Annotated in this window: 19 protein-coding genes and 1 riboswitch; of the genes, 13 read left to right on the top strand and 6 right to left on the bottom strand. The window is 48.3% G+C overall.

All coding sequences use genetic code 11. The features are described from left to right. Nucleotides 1–2 precede the first annotated feature (2 nt). The gene (lpdA, locus tag BM202_RS15730) at nt 3–1,403 is read right to left on the bottom strand and encodes a dihydrolipoyl dehydrogenase (RefSeq protein WP_093827716.1); all 1,401 of its coding nucleotides are present in this window, start codon (nt 1,401–1,403) and stop codon (nt 3–5) included. A 260-nt stretch (nt 1,404–1,663) separates the two neighbouring features. On the opposite strand from lpdA, the gene prfB reads away from it, so the two are divergent. Then, a protein-coding gene (prfB, locus tag BM202_RS15725) for a peptide chain release factor 2 (RefSeq protein WP_143100700.1) occupies nt 1,664–2,741 on the top strand; the annotation gives its coding sequence in 2 pieces (ribosomal slippage) (nt 1,664–1,723 and nt 1,725–2,741; 1,077 coding nt in all). 171 nt (nt 2,742–2,912) lie between these two features. Continuing rightward, nucleotides 2,913–3,857 carry a sugar phosphate isomerase/epimerase family protein gene (locus BM202_RS15720; protein WP_093827714.1) on the top strand — a complete coding sequence of 315 codons (945 nt, stop codon included), beginning with the start codon at nt 2,913–2,915 and terminating at the stop codon, nt 3,855–3,857. Here the strand turns inward: BM202_RS15720 and BM202_RS15715 are convergent. Then, nucleotides 3,854–4,624 carry an SDR family oxidoreductase gene (locus tag BM202_RS15715; RefSeq protein ID WP_093827712.1) on the bottom strand — a complete coding sequence of 257 codons (771 nt, stop codon included), beginning with the start codon at nt 4,622–4,624 and terminating at the stop codon, nt 3,854–3,856. The two genes, BM202_RS15720 and BM202_RS15715, sit on opposite strands and share 4 nt — an antisense overlap. 133 nt (nt 4,625–4,757) lie before the next feature. Further along, nucleotides 4,758–4,983, top strand: a riboswitch (cobalamin riboswitch). Nucleotides 4,984–5,060: 77 nt separating this feature from the next. Here BM202_RS15715 and BM202_RS15710 point away from each other — a divergent pair. From BM202_RS15710 to BM202_RS15695, 4 genes are all read left to right on the top strand, one after another. Further along, entirely contained in the window at nt 5,061–7,022 is a 1,962-nt protein-coding gene (locus BM202_RS15710) for a TonB-dependent receptor plug domain-containing protein (RefSeq protein WP_245776672.1), read from the top strand. Beyond that, nucleotides 7,019–8,077, top strand: a complete 1,059-nt coding sequence (locus BM202_RS15705; RefSeq protein WP_093827708.1) for a YncE family protein — start codon at nt 7,019–7,021, stop codon at nt 8,075–8,077. The genes BM202_RS15710 and BM202_RS15705 overlap by 4 nt, the downstream gene beginning before the upstream one ends. Nucleotides 8,078–8,372: 295 nt before the next feature. Further along, nucleotides 8,373–8,903, top strand: a complete 531-nt coding sequence (locus BM202_RS15700; protein WP_093827706.1) for a gluconate 2-dehydrogenase subunit 3 family protein — start codon at nt 8,373–8,375, stop codon at nt 8,901–8,903. Between the two features lie 72 nt (nt 8,904–8,975). Further along, nucleotides 8,976–10,691, top strand: coding sequence for a GMC oxidoreductase (locus tag BM202_RS15695; RefSeq protein ID WP_093827704.1), 1,716 nt, complete (start codon nt 8,976–8,978; stop codon nt 10,689–10,691). 76 nt (nt 10,692–10,767) lie between these two features. Here BM202_RS15695 and BM202_RS15690 read toward each other — a convergent pair whose 3' ends face one another. Beyond that, nucleotides 10,768–11,004 (bottom strand): GlsB/YeaQ/YmgE family stress response membrane protein, encoded by a 237-nt coding sequence (locus BM202_RS15690; RefSeq protein WP_093827702.1) that lies wholly within the window; start codon nt 11,002–11,004, stop codon nt 10,768–10,770. Nucleotides 11,005–11,206: 202 nt separating this feature from the next. Here BM202_RS15690 and BM202_RS15685 point away from each other — a divergent pair, with 202 nt between their 5' ends. Both BM202_RS15685 and BM202_RS15680 read left to right on the top strand, forming a co-directional pair. Then, nucleotides 11,207–14,332, top strand: a complete 3,126-nt coding sequence (locus tag BM202_RS15685) for a PVC-type heme-binding CxxCH protein (RefSeq protein WP_093827700.1) — start codon at nt 11,207–11,209, stop codon at nt 14,330–14,332. A gap of 139 nt (nt 14,333–14,471) precedes the next feature. Beyond that, nucleotides 14,472–15,422: a hydroxypyruvate isomerase family protein gene (locus tag BM202_RS15680; protein WP_093827698.1), complete on the top strand. Its 951-nt coding sequence runs from the start codon at nt 14,472–14,474 to the stop codon at nt 15,420–15,422. A gap of 84 nt (nt 15,423–15,506) precedes the next feature. On the opposite strand, the gene BM202_RS15675 is transcribed toward BM202_RS15680, so the two are convergent. The 3 genes from BM202_RS15675 to pnuC all read right to left on the bottom strand — a co-directional run bounded on the left by BM202_RS15675 (nt 15,507) and on the right by pnuC (nt 17,615). Continuing rightward, nucleotides 15,507–15,815 carry an isoamylase early set domain-containing protein gene (locus BM202_RS15675; protein ID WP_093828075.1) on the bottom strand — a complete coding sequence of 103 codons (309 nt, stop codon included), beginning with the start codon at nt 15,813–15,815 and terminating at the stop codon, nt 15,507–15,509. A 217-nt stretch (nt 15,816–16,032) separates the two neighbouring features. After that, a complete protein-coding gene (locus tag BM202_RS15670; RefSeq protein ID WP_093827696.1) occupies nt 16,033–16,947 on the bottom strand; it encodes an AAA family ATPase in 915 nt (304 codons plus the stop codon). Continuing rightward, a complete protein-coding gene (gene pnuC / locus BM202_RS15665) occupies nt 16,944–17,615 on the bottom strand; it encodes a nicotinamide riboside transporter PnuC (RefSeq protein ID WP_093827694.1) in 672 nt (223 codons plus the stop codon). The genes BM202_RS15670 and pnuC overlap by 4 nt, the downstream gene beginning before the upstream one ends. 80 nt (nt 17,616–17,695) lie before the next feature. Here pnuC and BM202_RS15660 point away from each other — a divergent pair, with 80 nt between their 5' ends. From BM202_RS15660 to BM202_RS15640, 5 genes are all read left to right on the top strand, one after another. Then, nucleotides 17,696–18,889, top strand: coding sequence for a Gfo/Idh/MocA family protein (locus BM202_RS15660; RefSeq protein WP_093827692.1), 1,194 nt, complete (start codon nt 17,696–17,698; stop codon nt 18,887–18,889). A gap of 83 nt (nt 18,890–18,972) precedes the next feature. Beyond that, nucleotides 18,973–19,755, top strand: a complete 783-nt coding sequence (locus BM202_RS15655) for an SDR family NAD(P)-dependent oxidoreductase (RefSeq protein WP_093827690.1) — start codon at nt 18,973–18,975, stop codon at nt 19,753–19,755. A 21-nt stretch (nt 19,756–19,776) separates the two neighbouring features. Continuing rightward, on the top strand, nt 19,777–20,286 hold the full coding sequence (locus BM202_RS15650; RefSeq protein WP_093827688.1) for a GNAT family N-acetyltransferase: 510 nt from the start codon (nt 19,777–19,779) through the stop codon (nt 20,284–20,286). 161 nt (nt 20,287–20,447) lie between these two features. Continuing rightward, on the top strand, nt 20,448–21,410 hold the full coding sequence (locus tag BM202_RS15645) for a phytanoyl-CoA dioxygenase family protein (RefSeq protein ID WP_093827686.1): 963 nt from the start codon (nt 20,448–20,450) through the stop codon (nt 21,408–21,410). A gap of 66 nt (nt 21,411–21,476) precedes the next feature. Further along, nucleotides 21,477–22,505: a hypothetical protein gene (locus tag BM202_RS15640; RefSeq protein ID WP_093827684.1), complete on the top strand. Its 1,029-nt coding sequence runs from the start codon at nt 21,477–21,479 to the stop codon at nt 22,503–22,505. Nucleotides 22,506–22,566 lie beyond the last annotated feature (61 nt).

Below are 22,566 nucleotides of genomic sequence, written 5' to 3'. Positions count from 1 at the left end.
AACTACAGGTGAATGGCTTCGCCGTAAGCTGCTTCGGTTGCATCTTTGATAGCTTCCGACATGGTTGGGTGAGGATGAACAGCTTTCAAAATTTCTTCACCGGTTGTTTCCAGCCGGCGGGCTGTCACGACTTCGGCGATCATTTCGGTTACGTTGTTTCCGATGAAGTGAGCGCCTAAGAACTCGCCGTATTTAGCATCGAAAATAACTTTAACGAAGCCTTCCGGCGTACCGGCAGCTTTGGCTTTACCCGATGCCGAGAATGGGAATTTGCCCACTTTAAGCTCATAGCCAGCTTCACGGGCTGCTTTTTCAGTGTACCCAACCGACGCGATTTCGGGTGTGCAATACGTACAGCCCGGAATGTTGTTATAATTCAGGGGTTCGACGTGGGCCACACCGGCAATCTTCTCTACACAGATGATCGCTTCGGCCGATGCTACGTGTGCCAGAGCCTGGCCTTTCGTGACGTCGCCAATAGCGTAGTAGCCTTCAACATTGGTCCGGTAGTAATCATCCGTTACGATTTTACCCCGATCAACGGCGATGCCCAACTCTTCCAGACCGATATTCTCGATGTTAGCGACAACACCAGCGGCTGATAAGACGATATCAACATCGAAGGTTTTTTCGCCATCGGGTGTCTTTACGAACACTTTGCAGCCACTGCCGCTGGTATCTACTTTCGTTACTTCAGACTTGGTATAGATGTCAATACCCAGTTTTTTATATTGTTTAGCCAGCTCTTTCGAGATGTCCTCATCTTCAACGGGTACTACGTTCGGCAGGAATTCGATGATAGTCACCTTCGTACCCATGCTTGAGTACACGTAAGCGAATTCGACGCCAATGGCACCAGAGCCAATAACGAGCATCGTATCGGGCCGTTTTTCGAGCGACATGGCCTTACGGTACTCGATCACTTTGGTGCCATCAATGGGGACACTTGGCAAGGCGCGGGCACGGCCGCCGGTAGCAATGATGATGTGCTTAGCTTCATACTCCGTGACGTTGCCATCGGCAGCGGTCACTTCGACCTTTTTGCCTGCTTTCACTTTGCCGAAACCATTGATAACATCAATTTTGTTCTTTTTCATCAGAAATTGAACGCCTTTGCTCATGCTATCGGCAACGCCCCGGCTCCGTTTGATAACACCCGGAAAATCGGCTTTCGACTCGCCCGAAACGGTGATACCATAGTCGGCAGAGTGCTTGATATATTCAAAAACCTGCGCTGATTTCAGCAGGGCTTTGGTTGGAATACAACCCCAGTTCAGACAAATGCCGCCGAGGCTTTCGCGCTCAATGACGGCCGTTTTCAGACCCAATTGCGACGCCCGGATAGCAGCTACATAGCCGCCCGGCCCGCTACCCACAACGATTACATCGTACTGTGAAGCCATTAGTTAATGAATGAATTAGTAAAATGAATAATCTTGAATCCTCTTAGAGAACGTCTAAAAAGAGAACGCAAAGGTAGGCTGAAAAGTTGATTCCGGGGCTTTCATCTTCTACGACGCTATCAGTTGCCGGTCAGTTGTAGTTGCCCATACATACCGGAAACCGGGAAGCCGCTTTCTTTTGTTCTATCTTTGTCGTTCTCAAAGCTATTCACGGTGGCTGGGGAACAGTAAACCTATAAATTAACCAGTACGACAAGTTCATGACAACCGACCAGTTGACCGACTTGAGAGCCAGAGTAGAGGCCCTGAGGGGGTATCTTTGACTACGATAATAAGAAAGAACAATTAGCTGAACTCGAACAGCAAACCTTTCAGCCAGAATTCTGGACCGATGCCGCCCGCGCCGAGGGGGTAATGAAGCAGGTTCGCACCTTAAAAGGCTGGACAACCGGGTACGAAAAACTAAATAGTCAGTTCGGTGATCTCGAAACGCTGTTCGAATTTTACGAAGCGGGCGACGTGTCCGAAGACGAAGTAGACCAGGAAGGTGGCAAGGTTACGGCCACGCTCGAAGATCTCGAACTCAAAAAAATGCTTGGTAATGAAGAGGATCAGCTTAGCGCGGTTCTCGAAATCAATGCCGGAGCAGGTGGTACCGAAAGCCAGGACTGGGCCGATATGCTCTATCGCATGTACATGCGCTGGGCTGAAAAGCACGGGTATGGTTTGAAACAGGTTGATTATCAGGACGGTGACACTGCCGGTATCAAATCGGCAACGATTGAAGTAGACGGACCACTTGCCTATGGATTCCTGAAATCCGAGAATGGTGTCCACCGATTGGTACGTATTTCGCCTTTTGATTCTAACGCCCGTCGCCATACCTCCTTTGCTTCCGTGTATGCGTATCCCTTGGTCGATGATACCATTAATATTGAAGTTAATCCGGCCGATATTGATTGGGATACGTTCCGTTCGGGTGGCGCTGGTGGTCAGAACGTAAACAAAGTTGAAACGGCGGTACGTCTGAAACACAAACCATCCGGCCTGATCATTGAGTGTCAGCAGGAACGTAGTCAGTTGCAAAACAAAGAAGTGGCCATACGCCTGCTGAAATCCAAATTATATGAGATTGAAGTACAGAAACGTAATGCAGCCCGTGCTGAAGTGGAAGCCAGTAAGCAGAAAATAGAGTGGGGGTCGCAGATACGCTCATACGTGCTGGATGACCGACGTGTGAAAGACCATCGCACAGGCTACCAGACATCTAATACAGAGGCTGTACTAGATGGCGATATTGACCCGTTCATCAAAGCATTTTTGCTGGAACAGGAGTAACAGGCTACATGATCAACGCTATTTTTTGCGTGATGAAAGAGCACTGATTAAACTGGTCTTGAATGATCAGTTTAATCAACTTTCCCCAAATAGAGTAAGTAGGTTTAGGCGATTTTCTGATTTACCAAAGGTGTGTAAATCTAGATAATCGCCTGAATTTTTTTATCGTTTATGTCTCAATCCATAACTCGTCGCCAGACGTTGGCTGCCCTGACTGCCTCAGTGGGTGCATCACTTTCTCCAAATTCACTGAACGCTATGCCTGCGCCAAGTGCTCAGTCACCCTTTACGCTTTGCCTGAACATGAGCACAATTCGGGGGCAAAAACTCGGATTCGTAAAGGAGTTAGAAGCCGCTTCTAAAGCAGGATTTCGATCGGTTGAAATCTGGGTTGAGACACTGCAGACGTATCTGAAAACCGGAGCTACCACCGCAGATGCCCGTAAAGTTCTGGCGGATAATGGTATAAAGGTTGAAAATGCTATTGGTTTCGCTCCCTGGATTATTGACGATGAGGCTGCTCGCACTAAGGGACTTGAGCAACTTAAAGGTGAGATGGGGATGCTGGCCGAGGTAGGTTGTAAGCGCGTAGCTACCCCGCCTATAGGTGCACAAACACCGACCAGCCCTAAAATTGATTTATATAAAGCTGCCGAACGGTACCGGGCTATTCTGGAGTTGGGCGACAAAACGGGCGTTGTACCTCAATTAGAATTATGGGGCTTTTCTCCCAATTTGAGTCGCCTGGGAGAAGTTATGTTTGTTGCTATCGAAAGCGGCCACCCATCGGCGCGGGTGTTGCTGGATATTTACCATCTCTACAAAGGCGGTTCTGGCTCGGTTAGTTTGCCATTGGTAGGTAAACCAGCCATTGAAGTATTTCACGTCAACGATTATACCGCAGATTTCACCCGCGAAAAAATTACCGACGCCGACCGGGTGTTTCCCGGTGATGGTGTTGCTCCCATTCGCGATACGTTGAAACTCATCAAACGTACTGATCAGCCTATTGTGTTGTCACTGGAGGTATTCAACAAAAATTATTACGCGCAGGATGCGTTGACCGTCACGAAAACGGCCATGACGAAGATGAAAGAGATGGTGGCCGGTCTTTAAAACGCCCAGGCCATCAAACCGCCATCAACAGAAATCGTTTGGCCAGTGACGTAACCCGATGCGGGCATACTAAAAAATGAAACGACAGAGGCCACTTCGTCTGCTTCGCCGATGCGGTTCATGGGGGTTCGTTTCAGGATGCCCGCTAATTTTTCGGGATTCGTTAGCACGGGCGTGGCTAGCGGTGTATTGATGTACCAGGGCGCTACGGCGTTGACACGAATGCTGTCGGGCGCCCATTCAACGGCCAGATTACGAGTGAGTTGCAGCATCGCGGCTTTGGTCATGCCATAAAGCGAACCACTGCTGGTATGCGCCAGTCCGGATACCGACGAGACAAAAACAACTTTTCCATTGCCCGACGATTTCAACAGTGGATGGGCTCTCTGACTCAGTTCATAAGCCGAGCGAAGATTCGTATTCAAAATATGCTCATACTCGGCTGGGCTGTAATCGACGGTGGGCTTTCGAATGTTGGTTCCGGCGTTGTTGACCAGAATATCCAGTCTGCCCCAGGTTGCTTTTACGACCTCAATAACCTGAGTGGCTACGTCCGGCTGGCTAATGTCAGCGGCTATACCCGCTACCGTATGACCCTGCTGCTGGTAGCTGGCTAGTTGTTGCTGCAAACGTTCATTATCGCGGGCCACGATGAAAACGGCCGCACCGAGATCGAGAAATTGCCGAACGATGGCTTCGCCAATGCCTTTTGTGCCACCTGTTACAAGGGCGTATTGGCCGCTCAGCGACCAGAGTGATTGATTCATGGAGTTTTTGGTAATGACTATAAATGTAGCGAAAGCTAAAAATAACAATAGCAATCATACCATAGTCGTCGTTGCGTAGGTTTCGATCAATACTCCTGGCTGAACACGTGACAAAACTCCGCGAATTCCTTTACCTTTGTCCTGAGTTCTCGGTGCCTGATGCAGCTTCATAGCAGCTTTCGTGGCTTAAAAGGGAAGTTGTCGAACCGCAAATGTGGCGAAAAGACAAAGCTGTCCCCGCAACTGTACGTCTCTTACCAAAGTCGGGTCAATCTACATTGCCACTGCACTAAGTCTAGTGTGGGAAGGCCAGAACCGATGAGACAAGCCAGGAGACCTGCCGATAACCGTCAGTTGATAGCGCATTCGGAGGAAATGCGTCAACGTAGCGATTGGGTAATCCAGCGTTTTGGAGTATAGTTATTTTTCATTGATATTGGGAAAGCAAGCCCTTTGGTGGTGCGTTTTGAGTCTGTCTGTCAGCCTGTTACATGGACGTATTAGTTACGCCCAAAGTGATACGTTAGTGACTAGACAGGCTCACGCAGGACAAGTTGTGTCGCTGTCCTTGGTGACGGTGCGGGCCATTGCGCCCGAGCGATTTCTGGCGGGGCAGAAATTGCAACGTATCGACTCGGCCACGCTTCTCCAGTTTCGATTTGGTTCATTAACCGATCTGCTGGCGTTCAATACGCCACTGGCGTTTAAAAATTACGGCCCTGGTCAGCTAGCGACGGTTTCGTTTCGAGGTACCTCGGCCAACCACACGGCCGTTCTCTGGAATGGCATCAATATCAATCAGCCTAACCTTGGCCAAACGGATTTTTCAACACTCCCGGTTGCTGGCTTCGACCGGATGGCGGTTCAGTACGGTTCTTCGGCCAGTGTTGTTGGCTCCGATGCTGTGGGTGGGAGCGTGCTTTTAGGTAGCAGCCCCGTTTGGCAGCCGGGCATCAACGTAACGTTTGGTCAGCAACTGGCTTCCTTTCGAAACAATAACACACAGATGGGCATACGATACGCTTCGGCGTTAGGCCAGAACTGGAAATTAGCGGGGAAGACATTTGCGTATCGAAACAAGCTCAATAATGAGTACCCGTATACCGAACGACGCAATTATTTCGTAGAGCAATCGACCAATGCCCAGCGTGGATTCGTACAGGATCTTTATTTTCTGCACAAAAGCGGCAAGCAAGTCTCGGTAAATGCCTGGCTGACAGACAATGACCTGATTCTTGCCCCCCAGGATGTTATTGCTCGTGAACGGACGCGTACGCAGTCAGCCCGCTTGCTTGCTACGTATGAAAGTAATCAGGCAACGGTTCGACTAGGGTGGATTCGTGACGTCATTGATTATGGCAAAGGCGATTTCACCCAACCAAGCCATACCGCAACGGACCGTTTCATTGGTCGAGTCGAGCGGGAGTTTACGTTGCTACCCGCCAAAATCAATAGTCATTTAAATTTGAGAGTTGGTGGCGAGTGGTCGCACTATCGAACGCGAACGGACGGCTACGGCGGGCAGTTAATTCAGGAAGATCGGGGCGATTTATATGCGTTGCTACGTTTTCAGACGACTCGCTGGCTGATTTCGGCGAATCTTCGGCAAGCCTTCGTAACGCATTTCAATCCACCTATTACGCCATCGGTTGGCGCTGAATATCAGGTTATAAACCACGGTCGGCTAACGTTAACGGCAAAAGGGTCAGTAAGTCGGAGCTACCGCGTACCAACGCTCAACGAGCGCTACTGGATCGACCTCGGTAATCCGAACCTGCTTCCCGAAAGTGGCCTGAATGTCGAAGCGGGATTAGCGGCAACGATTGTTTTCTCCGATCACCTTAGCCTGAACGCTGAAGCAACTGCCTATCGCAATCGGGTAGACAATTGGACGTACTGGAATCCTACGGATAATTATCACGTTGAAAACCTGCAATTAGTCGTAGCGCGTGGTGGCGAACTGGCTACTACGCTTACCTACGCCCGCAATGGTTGGCGGGCGGGTTTGCGCATTGGGTACGCTCTGACCCGTTCATCGCAGGAGCGGGCGTATGATACATATGCACAGGACGTGGTTGGCAAACAATTACCTTACGTACCAGAGCATACGGGTACGCTCAATACGTATGTGCAACATGGCCGGATGCGTCTGACGGTACAAACCCAGGCGAACTCCCGGCGGTATATTACGTTCGACAATAGCCAGTTTTTTAAGGGGAACGTACTGACGAATATCATTCTGGAAAGTACGCTGAAAGTCGGTCCTATAACTGGCAGGCTTCAGGGACAGGTGAATAACGTATTTGATGCATTAGCGTTTAGTGTGAAGCGAAACGCACTGCCGGGACGAAACGGGGCGCTTAATTTGATTATAAATTTTCCAACTAATACACAATGAAAAATCAATTGACAAAATCAATTGCCGTTAGCCTGTTGGCGTTAAGCGTCTGGAACTGTAAAACCTCCGATCCCGATCCAATTCCCTATGATTTGGGCGTGTATATTTTGAATTCGGGTAATTTTTCCAGTAATAACGGGACGATCTCGTTTTTGACACGTAGCAGTAAAACAGTAGCTACCAATATTTTTCAGGCTGCTAATCCATCGTTAGGCCTGAGTGGCGGGATACAGGGCTACACAGAAATTAATGGCAAAGGACTGATTCTGGTCGATAACAGTTCTACGGGTCAGGATAAGGTCGAGATTGTTGAGGTCGGTACGTTCAAGTCCCGTGCTACGTTAAAAACACCGGATATTGAAAATCCACGTCAGGTAATTCAGGTTGGTTTGAACAAAGCTTATATTAGTTGCTGGGACGTTTCTGGTGATTATAGTGCTGGTACATTTTACAAAGATCCCGGTTATATCGCCGTCGTGGATCTGAATACAAGCACGGTTATCAAAAAAATACCCGCCGTGAAAGGGGTTGAAAAGATGGTTGTTTCTGGAACCGAAGCGTTTGTCGGGAGTACTACCTACAGTGGCGATAAGACTCTGTTAGTCATTGACCTGAACACCGACACGGAAAAACAACGTATTGCGTTTGGATCAACGCCCGAGCCCATTGCTCTCGATGCAAACGGCAAACTATGGTTACAGGCGGGCAATGATCTGGTGCAGATTGATCCTGTAACCCGCCTGGTTGCCAAACGATTGACCTTTGCGGCCATGCCCGGTTCTGTCATCATCAGTACCGATAAAAGATCTTTTTATTATACGTTAAGCGGTAAAACCTATAATCTCTCAATTGACGCCACCACAACGTCGGGTAATCAGGTCATAGCCCGCTCATTCAGTGCGCTGGGTATTGACCCGCAAACCCGGCAGATTTACGGTAGTCAGAATCCGCTTCTCTATACGCAGGCAGGCTATGTCTTACGCTATGAATCAACCGGAACATTGATCGACTCCGTCAAAGCCGAAATTGCGCCAACAGGATTTTACTTCCGATAGATTTTTTGATAGATACCATACGCCCGATTTTAGCCCTGTGTATGTAAAAAGCGCCCAGATAAGCCAATCTTGTCTGGGCGCTTTTAGGTGTTTCTGCACTTAGGAAAATGCTGTTTATTGCGGCAGAATGACTATTTTTATGAGGACAAAGAACCTTGACTACGTACTGATCTTTTGACATCGTGTTTTCATAAGTAATTCCCGATCCAGGATATGATTGATGGAGTTCCCTGACGTTATTGTACCGTAGTCGTTCTGCAACTAGAGTTTAAAAACACTTTTACATTCCTAATCTATGAAACGTAGAGAAGCCTTACACCGAGCAGCCCTGATGATGGGCGGCATTCTGTCGGCTCCCACGCTGGCCGGTGCTATGGGGCGCGTAACAAACATCGGTCCGAGTGTGGCTGTCAGTGTTGAGCAGGAGGCCCTATTGGCTGAGGTTGCTGATGTCATTATTCCCACCACCAGCACACCAGGTGCTAAAGCCGCGGGTGCCGAAAAATTCATTGTTCGGGTGATGCGGGATTGCTATCCCAAAGACGACCAGGATAAATTTTACGCCGGCTTAGCCAAACTGGATGCCGATAGCAAGACGAAATTCGGAAAAGGATTTGTAGAACTGGACGCGGCTCAGAAAAATGAAATGGTTAAGCAGACCATGACCGCAGACAAGCCATTTTTCCTACGAATGAAAGAGTTGACAACTACAGGCTATTTCACCTCCGAAATTGGCGCAACAAAAGCGCTGGCCTACTTGCCGGTGCCGGGTCAGTTTAACGGCTGCATGCCCCTCAAACCCGGTCAAAAAACCTGGGCACTTTAATACCAGGCGGCTACCAACTATCATTTTGTAATTGACTGCCAACTGCTGACTAATAACTATCGACTTTAAGCAATGTCTTACCTCAATATTGATTCGGTAAAGGAACAAACCTACGATGCCATTGTCATTGGCTCGGGAATAACAGGTGGCTGGGCCTCCAAAGAGCTGACCGAGAAAGGATTACGGGTACTAATGCTCGAAAAAGGGCACCAGCTCGAGCACGTAACGGGCTACGAAAATGCCATGAAAGATCCGTGGCAGACAAAATACAACGGTCGGCTAACGATGGCTCAGAAAGAGTCGCACCCGAAACTGGCACGTGATTATCCGTACAATGAAATGACCGAAACGTACTGGATGAAGGATACGGATGCTCTTTACAAAGAGGATAAGCGGTTCGACTGGTACCGACCTAATATCGTTGGCGGTAAATCCATTATGTGGGGACGCCAATCGTATCGGTTAAGCGACATTGACTTTGGGGCCAATGCCAAAGATGGTGTCGCTATTGACTGGCCCATTCGATACAAGGACGTAGCGCCCTGGTATTCCTACGTCGAAAAATTCGTCGGTATTTCGGGCGAGAAACTGAATTTGCCCCAATTGCCTGACAGCGAATTTCTGCCACCAATGGAAATGTATTGCGTGGAAAAGGAAGTTCGTAAACGTATCGAAAAGAATTTTCCGGGTCGGGTCATGACTATTGGCCGGGTCGCTAACCTGTCGAAAGCGGGCGAAGCTCAGTTGGGCGTTGGTCGCGCGCCGTGCCAGTACCGTAACAAGTGTTCGTTGGGCTGTCCATACGGTGCTTATTTCAGCACGCAGTCCTGTACGTTGCCGCCGGCGGCTAAAACGGGTCGCTTAACGCTACGTCCCGATTCGGTTGTTACGGAAATCATGTACGACGAAAATAAGAAGCAGGCGACAGGCGTACGTATCGTTGATGCCGTTACGATGCAGCCTAAGGAATATTTTGCCAAAGTTGTTTTCGTTTGCGGCAGTACGTTGGGATCAACAGCTGTCCTGCTGAACTCAAAATCGAACCGCTTCCCCAATGGGTTGGGGAATGATTCTGAGCAGTTGGGCCACAACCTGATGGATCACCATTTCCGTACGGGTGCATCGGGTATCTGGGAAGGCGACCTGGACAAATACTACATCGGTCGCCGGGCCAATGGTATTTACGTCCCTCGCTACCGTAATATCGGTAACGACAAGCGGGATTATCTGCGCGGTTTTGGATATCAGGGCGGAGGCAGCCGGACGGGCTGGCAGCGGAACATTGCCGAAATGAGCTTTGGAGCTGATTATAAAGATGAACTCACCACACCCGGTCCCTGGACAATGGGTTTGGGCGGTTTCGGAGAGACGCTGCCTTATTACGAAAACCGCATGTATCTCCACAAAACCGAAAAAGATAAATGGGGTATGCCGCTGGTAGTATTTGATGCGGAGCTGAAAGAGAACGAGAAGAAAATGCGCGTTGATATGATGAATGACGCAAAAGAAATGCTGGAAGCATCGGGCCTGAAAAACGTGAAAAGCTATGATAATGGCTCATACTTAGGCATGGCCATCCACGAAATGGGAACTGCCCGCATGGGTAAAGACCCAAAAACGTCGGTGCTGAATGCCAATAACCAGATTCATGGCGTCAATAACGTGTTTGTCACCGATGGAGCCTGCATGGTGTCGGCTTCCTGCGTCAATCCATCGCTTACCTACATGGCCTTAACTGCCCGCGCAGCCGATTTTGCCGTGAAGGAAATGAAACGAAAGACTATTTAATTACTGGTCCTCACTACGTAAAACGCCGGGTCGAATAAGTTTTCGACCCGGCGTTTTACGTAGTGAAATGTAATGATTAGAAAAGTCGCCCAACAAAAATTAGCAGGACTGCTCCAACCACAGAAATTAGCAGGTTCATGAATAATCCATCGTTTTCAGGGTCGTTACCCAGCCGCTTCGCGATGAATCCACCAACGAGACCGCCCACAATGCCTAGCAGAATATTAACGATGGCTGAGTTATGGCTATCCATGAGTCGACTCGCGATGTAACCGGCAATTCCGCCGAGTAAAATTGAATACAGAAATCCCATGTGTGTAAGGAGTTTAGGTGATTTGCCGGGCTGGCTTTGCAATGGTACGTAAAATGGATGTAATTAGTATTATAAGAAGAAAAAATGGGTCGTGAATTTTAGGTAGCGATGGGTATAAACGATCAACTTTGTCGTTTTAATGTATTATGTGGTTCCGTCTTTGCCATTCGATAATCCAACCCTTTTTTGTCTGTCTTACTATATGACACCTTTCCGAAAGGCTAAATCCTCCACGTTTTTTCGTCGGGCTATAGCCCTCTCCACAGCCGGTTTGGTTGTAGGTGGAGCTTTCATTGGCGCCTACCAGAATCGAAATCTTAATACAGCTTCGGGGAGTTACCTCACGAGCCTTTTTGCCAACCTTAGCGACGACGACAAACACGATCCCAAGTATGCTGTCGGGAGTTTGAACGTAGCACCGGGCCTGGAAGCAACGCTCTTCGCTGCTGAGCCAATGTTAAAGAACCCTACCAACATCGACGTCGATGCGCGTGGGCGTGTGTGGGTATGCGAAGCCTACAATTATCGTCCCGCCGTTAATGGCAATCCAACAAATAAAGAAGGGGACCGTATCGTGATTCTGGAAGATCAGAACGGCGATGGTAAAGCCGATGTCAGCAAGGTGTTTTATCAGGACCCAAGCATCGAATCTCCGTTAGGTATCTGGGTACAAGGCAACAAAGTCATTGTGTCTGATAGCCCGAATGTTTGGGTGCTGACCGATGAGAACGGCGATGATAAAGCCGATAAAAAAGAATTGCTCTTTACCGGTATTGGTGGCGAACAGCACGACCACGGAATGCACACGTTTGTCTTCGGTCCGGATGGGAAATGGTATTTCAACTTTGGCAACGAAGGCGGTCAGCTACTCGATAAAGACGGCAAGCCTGTTGTTGATGTGGCTACCGGAAAAACCATCGATAAGCAGAATTTCAAAATGGGAATGCTCTTTCGTTGCGACCCCGATGGGAAAAACGTAGAGGTATTAGGCCAGAATTTTCGCAATAACTACGAAGTCGCCGTCGACTCTTACGGTACGCTCTGGCAATCGGACAATGACGACGACGGTAATAAAGGGGTCCGGATTAACTACGTCATGGAGTATGGTAATTATGGATATACCGATGAAATGACAGGCGCGGGCTGGCAGGCAAATCGGGATAATCTCGAAGCCGAAATTCCGCTACGTCACTGGCACCTGAACGACCCCGGTGTTGTGCCCAACCTACTGCAGACGGGTGCGGGTTCGCCAACGGGTATGATTGTCTATGAAGGTAGACTGTTGCCCGAAGTGTTTCGGAATCAGATGATTCACTGCGATGCCGGCCCGAACGTAGTACGTTCTTATCCAGTGCAGAAGGATGGGGCAGGTTACAAAGCTGAAATTGTAAACGTATTGGAAGGAGCCCGCGATCAGTGGTTCCGCCCTGCCGATGTATGTGTAGCGCCCGATGGATCGCTGATTATTGCTGACTGGTATGATCCCGGTGTTGGTGGCCACCAGGCAGGTGATCAGAACCGAGGTCGTGTTTATCGGGTGGCACCACCAAATTCGCCGTATACGATGCCTAAAGTGGACGTTTCAACCACAGAAGGGGCAATCGAAGCCCTGCAAAGCCCCAATATGGACATCCGATATGCAGGTTGGGTTAAATTGCGCGAGTTGGATAAAAAAGCCGAAAAGTCATTGGCAAAACTCTACAAATCCTCCGACAATCCCCGGATGCAGGCTCGCGCACTCTGGTTGTTGAGTAAACTAGACAAAGGATCAAAATATATCGAAACAGCCCTGAAAAGTACTAACTCAGATATCCGAATCGCGGGGTTCCGGGCCGCCCGCGAACTCAAAACCGACATTATTCCCTACGTGAAGCAACTGGTCAACGACCCAGACCCACAAGTTCGTCGCGAGTGCGCCATTGCACTACGTCGTAATACGTCACCAGATGCTCCAGCATTATGGGCTCAATTGGCCAGTAAATACGATGGAAAAGATCGCTGGTACCTGGAAGCACTGGGTATTGGTGCCGATGGCAACTGGGATAGCTATTACACAGCCTGGGTGAAACAGATGAATAACGATCCACTAGCCAATGTAGGTGGTCGTGATATCGTCTGGCGCGCCCGGACAAAGGAGTCTATACCCACACTGGCCAAGCTGGCGGGCGATCCGGCGGTTGATGTAAATCAGCGGCTACGTTACTTCCGGGCGTTTGATTTCAACCCCGGCGCTACCGAAAAATCGACGGCTCTGTTAGGTATTTTACAGGCTAACACCAATGCTACAGACGTAACGAAATTGGCGCTACGTCACCTTGATCCAGCTTTCGTTCAGCAGAACCAGGTAGCTCAGGCCGCCCTAACCAAACTCATGAACGAAGTATATGGAACGCCCGAATACATCGAACTGGTAACACGCTATGAACCCGCTTCCGAAAACGCGCATTTGAAAAAATTGGCGATAGAAAAGGCAATGGACGGTATAGGCCGTGATGCTGCCCGACAATTGCTGAAGCAAAAAGGTGGACCAATGGTCTGGGAAGTTATTGATGCGCGGTCCGACGTTTCGGGAGACGCCGAAGCCGCTACAAACATGCTGGTTGCTTTGCGTCGGGTGGGAAACAAGGAATCCATTGACATATTGAAAACAGTCGCTCTGGACGAGAAGCGACCAACGGCGCTACGTAAAGAAGCGACTCGTTCGTTGGGCGGTAGCATGGACGGAGCTAATGAAGTGCTTGCCCTTCTTAAATCTGGTGCTATCAAAGGCGATTACAAGAAAGCGGCTGCACAGGGTGTAAGCAGTGATTGGCGCAAAAATGTTCGCCTGCAAGCAGCCAGCTATTTAGACGGCGCGCAAAGTGTCGAAGGTAAAAAACTGCCCGGCATGAATGAATTACTGGACATGACTGGCGACGCAACAAGGGGCGTAGTAGTTTTCAAGAATAACTGTTCTATCTGCCACCAGGTAAACGGAGAAGGTATGGACTTTGGCCCGAAACTGTCGGAAATTGGCTCTAAGTTGCCCAAGGAAGGGCAATATCTGGCCATTTTGCACCCCGATGCCGGCATCAGTTTCGGTTTTGAGGGTTGGGATGTGAAGTTTAAAGATGGCAGTACCATGACCGGCATCGTCTCCAGCAAAACAGAAACCGATCTACAAATGAAATTTCCTGGTGGTGTGGTTCAGAATTACAAAATGACTGACGTAGTGTCGATGAAACAGATCGAGCCATCCATGATGCCATCAGGTTTGCAGGAATCCATGAGTACCCAGGAGTTAGTAGACCTCGTTGAGTATCTGGCGAGCCTGAAAAAAAATAAATAAGAACCGGGATTTATATGATTTTATTGACTGACCTTGATTTTGTTAGTGAGCTTTCTTCGAAAGCAATATTACAGCGAAAGCAAAATCATAGTCAGTCAATAAAATCATATAAATCCCGGTTTAGATATTCCCAATCACTATGCAACGACGCAACTTTGTAAAATCAACGTTTGGAGCGGCTGGCTTAAGCCTGACAGGTGCCGCTGTTTCGAGCGACGTAGTAGCCAGTAGCTGGCATTCACAGCCGAATTTTTTGGCTAAAAACAACTTCAAGCTCAAATATGCTCCCCACTTTGGCATGTTTGAAAACAGCGCAGGTAAAGACCTCATTGATCAACTTAAGTTCATGGCCGACATGGGCTTTACGGCCCTTGAAGACAATGGCATGATGGGGCGCGATGCGGCTACACAGGAGAAAATAGCCAAAGAAATGACCCGCCTGAATATGGTAATGGGTGTTTTTGTGCTCGATAAAGGGGGAAATAGTCAGAATACACTCGCGGCTGGAAAGCCCGAATTTGTAGACATATTCCTGAACGGATGCAAGAAAGCTGTTGAAACGGGCAAGCGTGTCAACGCCAAATTTACGACCGTTGTGCCCGGCGATTTTGAACGTAATTTGCCCATTGGTATTCAGACGGGGCATGTCATTGATGCCTTGCGCCGGGGCGCTGACATTCTGGCTCAGGGAGGGTTGACTATGGTACTGGAGCCACTCAGCGATACGCCAAATCTATTTCTGCGGACGTCTGATCAGACGTATGAGATCTGCCGGGCTGTCAATAGCCCGTCGTGTAAGATCCTGTTCGACATTTACCATATGCAGAAGAACGAAGGCCATATTATTCCGCATATCGACTGGTGCTGGAGTGAGATCGGTTACTTCCAGATTGGTGACAATCCCGGACGCAATGAGCCCACAACGGGTGAGATTAATTATAAAAATGTGTTTAAACACATTTACCAGAAACAGAAAGCTGAAAACAAAGAGTTCATCTTCGGTATGGAACACGGCAAGTCGCAGAAGGGAACCGAAGGCGAAGTAGCGCTGATCAAAGCCTACGTTGAGTCGGACAGTTTTACGGTGTAGGCAATACGTAACTAAACGAAAAAGGGTAAATAGATCGATACGTATCGATCTATTTACCCTTTTTCGTTTACCCTAATTTCTTTTTTAGAGAACAACAACTGAGTTCTCTTCACCGGCTACACCGCTGGCTACGTATTTGTCAGCAGCCCAATCATTTGTCCATGTCGTGCCATCCAGCACGTAGCGATATTGGTACTCGGCACCAACAGCTAATTCAACCGTAGTTTTGTACGAACCATCTTTCTGCTTTTTCAGGGCTTGGGCGGAGGGATCCCAACCGTTGAAATCACCGGCCAGAGCGACCGTTTTTGCCCCATTGACGGCTTCTGCCGACAACTCAAACGTTACTTTTGCAAGAGGCTTGCTTTTGAGAAATTGTTTGGCAACTGCCATATAAATTGATTGTTTGGTTCCTTCTGCAAAATTATATAACAAAATAAATAAAGTCATAATTATCAGTAGGTTAATTGCTTATATTCTTCATATAATTCTAATTAATGTATCTTGTTTTATAGTTATTTATACAAAACGATGTTTTATTTACTAAATGGTATGTGCCCTATACCAATAACTGATTAGTGATTTGCTTGAGTGCCAGGAATCGCTTTGATTATGAGTTACTTATAAGTGTGTAGGCTAATTTTCGTCTAGTAAGCTCATCCCGGAAACGAACCAGCATTTCAGTCCGTTGATGGCCAAAATCACGCAGGTTATCCGCTACCCACGGAACGTCGATATCTAGTAATATGTAAGCATCATACTGAATTTTCTTTTCCAGCTCATAGAGCACTGGCGGAACGTAGTGAAGATAAATTTCCGAATAAATCTGGGTAGTAATTACGTCTGTATCGCAGAACAAAATACGATTGGCAACGCGCTGTGCCCTCAAAACTGCTTCCGTCTGTGCATGGCCGATTTTGATAATATCATCGGCTGTAATGTCGTTGGACGTAAGTATTTCGCGGGCCATTTCCGGTACATAAATAGTCTTGAATTCGATCGCTAACTGGCGCGCCAAGGTCGTCTTGCCAACGCTCTCTGGTCCGTACAAACATATTTTTTTGACAAAATAGGGCCGCACTACGTCAGGAATATAATCCCAAAAGCGAAATGGCTTATTCCGAATTAACGTAGCTGAAATAGGAACTTGCTGACGGTTCGGATCAAACGCTACGTGCCGCAGGCCGGAGTGGTGAGCCAGCGGAATGGCATATCCTTCAGAGGAGAAAAAAACGCTTACGTCTGGAAACCGGCGCTTGATAAAGGCTGCCCATAGTTTAGTGGCTTCCCAGAGTGGCAAGGTTGGATCGTGAAAATCGTCGGCTTCGGCTACAACCTCAATGGTTGGATAGGAAGCCAGTAATTCCGTTAGCCAGCGAAGCCGTAATTCGGGCGAAATCGGGTCTTCGGGCGTAACACTCATCGATACAATGAGTTGGTCGCATTGTTTTCTGGCAAATTCAATCAACGCCAGATGCCCTTGATGAACCGGCATAAACTTGCCAAAAACCAGACCTGTCGTCATGCTGGGGTAATTGACTTGTAGCTACGGTATTCCTTCGTCCAGTGCCAGGCGCCCTGAAAGGCAATCAGGCAGAAGATTGCATATTCAATACCGACTAATTTAACGCCTTTAGTGAAATACATATAGGTGCTGATGATATCCACGAGTAGCCATATCCACCAGCATTCCAACTTTTTCTGAATCATCATAAACGTACCGATGATACTCATGACGGTCGTAAAAGAATCCAGATACGGGAAGGCACTGGGTTGACTAAACATCACGGGGAACCAGGTATGTAGGTTCTGTGCGAAAGCACCTAATATTCCTGTAGCAACCACGCCCCCCAGGAGAACCATAACAAGCGGTCGTCCAATGAGCCGGGTGATACGTAGTTCGTTGTGCTGATCGGCTTCCTGCGCTTTTGGGTGTGTCCAACGCCACCAGCCTTGCAGGTTTGTGATGAAAAAAAACACCTGTAGAAACATGTCTGGATAGAGCTGAATCTGACAGAAAAGAAAGAAAAACAACAAGACGCTGGCCGCGCCAATAGGCCAGCTCCAGACATTGGCCCGTGCAGCCAGCCACGTAGCTATCGAACCGCTAACAACACCGAAGAACTCCAGGTAACTCATGGAGTAATCCCATACGGTAAAGAAAATAGAATGGATGTCAAAAAAATTGGGCATATGTAAAAATAATCGGTGGGCGTTCTCTACGTTTACTTGTGCGAAAGTACAGATTAACCTTTTACCTGAACCCCTATTTTATGCAACGTATTGCTATGCTTGGTGGCGGCTTCATTGGTCGCTTCTACGCCGAATCCATCCACGGCCAACGTAGCCGCGACAAGGTCGTGGCCATTTATGCCCGCCGGGAAGAAACCGCCCAAAAGTTTGCCCTCGACTACGGTTGCGACTTTTCGTCGACCAATATGGAAGACGTAATTGCGCACCCCGACGTAGATATGGTCTGCATCGCGCTACCCAACAACATTCACGAAACGGCTGTCAACTTATGTGCGAAACACAAGAAATCGGTTGTGTGCACAAAACCGCTTGGACGTACGGGAGAGGAAGCCTTGCGAATGATGAGAACGGTTGAAGAAGCAGGCATCTTCGCTGGTTATCTCGAAGATCTTTGTTATACGCCGAAGTTTTTAAAATCACTGGAAAGTGTGAAAAATGGTGCGCTGGGCCGAATTCTATGGGCAAAATCGCGCGAGACGCATCCAGGACCACACTCCGACTGGTTCTGGGACAAAGCGCAGGCCGGGGGCGGCTGTATGCTCGATTTAGGTTGCCATTGCGTCGAGATTGCCCGAAATTTTATTGGTAAAGACGTAAAGCCGGTTGAGGTTATGTGCTGGGCCGCCACCCAGGTGAAACCCATTGATGCTGAAGATCACGCAATTGCGCTGGTAAAATACGAAAACGGCGCTATCGGACAGTTTGAAGTGAGCTGGACATTTCGCGGAGGTATGGACCTGCGCGACGAGGTCATGGGTACCGAAGGCACAATCTGGATCAACAACTTCCTGCGGACGGGTTTCGAGATGTTTACGACTGGTAAAGGCGCAGACTACGTAGCAGAAAAGGCTGAATCCAACACCGGCTGGCTATTTCCCGTTGGCGATGAAGTTAACGATCTGGGCTACAATCATATGTTTACCGACATGTTCAAATCGCAGGAAGAAGGCCGCGCGCCTGCCGAAACTTTCTACGACGGCTACGTAGTGAATGCCGTGCTGGATGCCGCCTATAAATCCGCTGAAACCAAGCAATGGGAGAAAGTGAATTTGCCCGTCTGGCGTGGACAGGAAGGACTGAAACCGGAGTCTACGCTCGTTGAGTACGACGCGGATCATTACTTAATCAAGCAGGAAATGACCCACGACGGCCGGAACAAGGTGATCCTGAAAGAGAAAGTCAGTGGAAAAATTATTGAGCGGGATTTGGTGTGACCATAGTAAAACGCGGGTAGCGACCATTGCCCGCGTCATGAAAAATATTTCGTTTCTTGCATCGTAAAATACAGTTCACCAGCATGTGGTTAGCCTCTAAGAAAATTGTTGTGGTCGGTGGGACTTCCGGTATGGGTTTGTCGGCTGCCTTGGCGTTTGTGCGCGAAGGAGCGCAGGTAGTTGTAGTGGGGCGAAATTCCGAAAGTTGTACGATTGCCGAACAACAACTCGACGGCAATGGACTGGCCATGTCGGGTGATGCGTCAGATCCGCAAACTACGCCCAAAGCCATTGCCCTTTGTCAGCAGATTTTTGGTGGTTTTGATGGCCTGTATCACGTAGCGGGTGGTAGCGGTCGACGCTTCGGTGATGGTCCCCTTCATGATCTTACACTCGATGGATGGAACTATACGGTTAATCTCAATCTGACCTCATTGATGTTATCCAACCAGGCCGCCGTGCGGGCATTCCGGGCACAGGGTGGGGGTGGAACCATACTAAATATGGGATCAGTGCTGGGAGAGCGACCTTCGCCCATGTATTTTGCTACGCATGCTTATGCAGCTATGAAATCGGCGGTCATTGGCTTTACGAAGTCGGTAGCGGCTTACTACGCTAATGACAACATTCGGGTCAATGTGCTGGCTCCGGCATTGGTCGAAACACAGATGGCGCAACGGGCTACGCAAAATGAATCCATTATGGCGTTCACGAAAACCAAGCAACCGCTCGATGGTGGACGTATCGGTCAACCCAATGATCTTGATGGCGCTGCTGTTTATTTCATGTCCGATTATTCGGTCTTCGCCACGGGTCAGGTGTTGACAGTGGATGGTGGCTGGAGTGTGAGTGAGGGACAGATCTAGCTGATTGATAATTAAACGGACATGATTGAAACCGCCCGCCTAACACTCATTCCTTTGACGCTCAACCAGCTTCAACTCTACGTGACGGATAACTACCGATTGGAGCAGGTGCTTGGTTTGAAAAAAAAACATCGGGAAGTCGTCGAACCTATGGTGAGCATCGTGACATACTTTACTATTCCGCGCTTGAAAGACCCCGCTAATGATCCCCTTTTTCACACGATGTGGATGGCCATTGATCGCGAGAAGCAGTGCTTTGTAGCTGAAGCCAAGTTTAAGGGTGAACCCGATGAAACCGGTACTGTCGAGATTGGCTACGGTACGTATCCGGCTCTACAACGAAAGGGTTACATGAGTGAAATGGTCGCCGGGCTGGTTCAGTGGGCCGGGCAGCAACCGGATGTTTTGCGGGTTGTGGCCGATACAGAGACCGAGAACGTAGCGTCGCAGAAAGTGCTGGAGAAAAATGAATTTACGCTGTTCGATCGCATCGAAAATATGCTGTGGTTCGAGTATCGATTTGACCGTTAACGAAAAATTCGGGACCATGTGACTAGAAAATCCATTAAGATTGGCTTTTAAGAAATGTATAGCTGATTTTTGCTAACATTGCTGAAAATCAGAACGATCATTGATGCCTATCGTCAACGTCTGTTTCAGTAAGTGTATCCTCGCACTCTCTATAAAATTCAATGAAAAACGTCTCAGTAGCCACAAAAATGAATCTGCCGTGGGTCGAGTCTCCCTTTTTTGACGACCTGTTGCAGAAAAAAGAGCTGACACCCGAACAACGGGAAATGGTTACGCACTATAATCGGGAAGGCTTTCTGGTACTACGCCAGATCGTAAGTCACGAGTTGATCGATCGTACGCTGAACGAAATCAAGCATGAGTATCCGGCTCGGGTAGGCGAACAACCCACTCGCCACCAGGATTTATGGAAAAAATATTCGTCGGTACGGGATATAGCCAGCCAATCCCAAATTTTCGACGTACTACGTCTACTGTATGACCGCGAGCCGGTTCCGTTCCAGACACTAAATTTTAAATTTGGTACCCAGCAACGGGCGCATTCCGATACGATCCATTTCAGCAGCACGCCCGCTCGGTTCATGTGTGGTGTCTGGGTAGCTATGGAAGAGACCGACACGAACAATGGGCCACTATTTTATTATCCTCGTTCGCATCGGCAAAAAGAATTCAATTACTTCGACATTGGTATCGAAGCGGAAGAAAACTATGCCGAATACCCTCATTATGAGGAGTTCATGGAAGAGTTTATGGAAGCCAATGGCTATAAGCGCCAGGAAATTTATTTGCAGAAGGGCGATGTGCTGATCTGGTCATCGAACCTGGTACATGGTGGAATGCCCATTAAAGGCGAAAATCGAACACGCTGGTCGCAGGTAACTCATTACTATTTTGAGGGCTGCATGTATTATTCGCCCCGCTTTTCCGATATGTTCGCCAATAACCTCAATCTCCGTCATGTTGTTAATATCGCTACCGGCAAGGTAGTGCAGCACAGTGAAAACGGCAAACCTATCGAAACCATTAATACTGGAGGATTTAAATATGCTGTCAGTCACAATTTTACGCTACCAGTTCTGCTGAAGGAAGTCGTGAAAAAACTAATTGGAAAAAAGCCATTCTGATCAGTAATTTAGGAGTACTATTGAATAAATATTTCGATTCAGTAGTACTCCTAAACCATTCATACCTTGCAGCCCGTTCCTATTAAAACTACCGTTGTTGGTTCGATGCCGTTTCCCGGCTGGCTTGAGTTCTCCAGCCAGCATTTGGCCCAGTTTGGTCTGGCCGATCTCAATGAAATGATTGAAGATGCTGTCGTGGCATCCGTTTACGATCAGGTTAATGCCGGATTAGATGTCATTACCGACGGCGAACAGACCCGTTTTGACTTTAATTTATCGTTTTACGGGTACATTAACGGTATTCAGAATAACGAAACCGAACTCCGCCGATTCGGTCCTCCTGCGCATGACCAGCGAGGCAAGCATAATATCGTTGAAATTCTAACGGCACCTAAAGGATTAGGCGTTGTAGAAGAATACCTTCGTCTGAAGCGACTGGCTCCCAAAGGGCAGGGGCTAAAGGTTTCTATTCCAGGCCCTTATACGCTTAGTGGTCGATTATTACCCGGTAGTTTCTACAAAGATCGCTGGGACGTAACCGAAGCCCTTCTACCATTGGTCAATAAAGAAATCGCTGATCTGGTTGCGCTGGGTGTTCCTGAGATCTGTGTCGACGAACCATCCATGTCCTGCTATGCATATCGTGAAGATACAAAACGGTTTGTCGATATTTTCAACCGAACAGTGGCGCCCGGCGTAGGAAAAACCCGCCTGTCCATGCATCTCTGTTTTGGTAATTATAAAGGGCGGTCGGTTGGCAAGAAGAGTATCGCGCCCATGCTGCCCGATTTCCTGGATATGACGGTCGATGAACTCCACTCTGAAATGACCATCCTGAACTTCAGCGAAGTGCATTTATTGGAACGCTTTGCCGAAAAATTCGACGTAGCAGTGGGCGTGATCGATGTTAAGAGCTATTATATAGAAACGCCCGAGGATGTAGCGGAACGTATCCGCAAGTGCTTACCCTATGTTCCTGCCGAGAAACTAGCCGTAGCACCCGACTGTGGGTTAAGTCAGACGGCTCGTTGGGCGGCAAAGCAAAAGTTAGCCAATATGGTGGCGGGCGCGAAGATTGTTAGAGGTGAAATCTAAACCGGGATTCTCAGAGTTTAAATGATTTACAGGATTAAACCATCGGTATTATTGAATCTTG

Source organism: Spirosoma endophyticum (assembly GCF_900112365.1).
In the GTDB taxonomy this organism is placed as follows: domain Bacteria; phylum Bacteroidota; class Bacteroidia; order Cytophagales; family Spirosomataceae; genus Spirosoma; species Spirosoma endophyticum.
The sequence above is the reverse complement of the archived record's forward strand: the minus strand, read 5'-3'. Positions and strand labels throughout refer to the sequence as shown.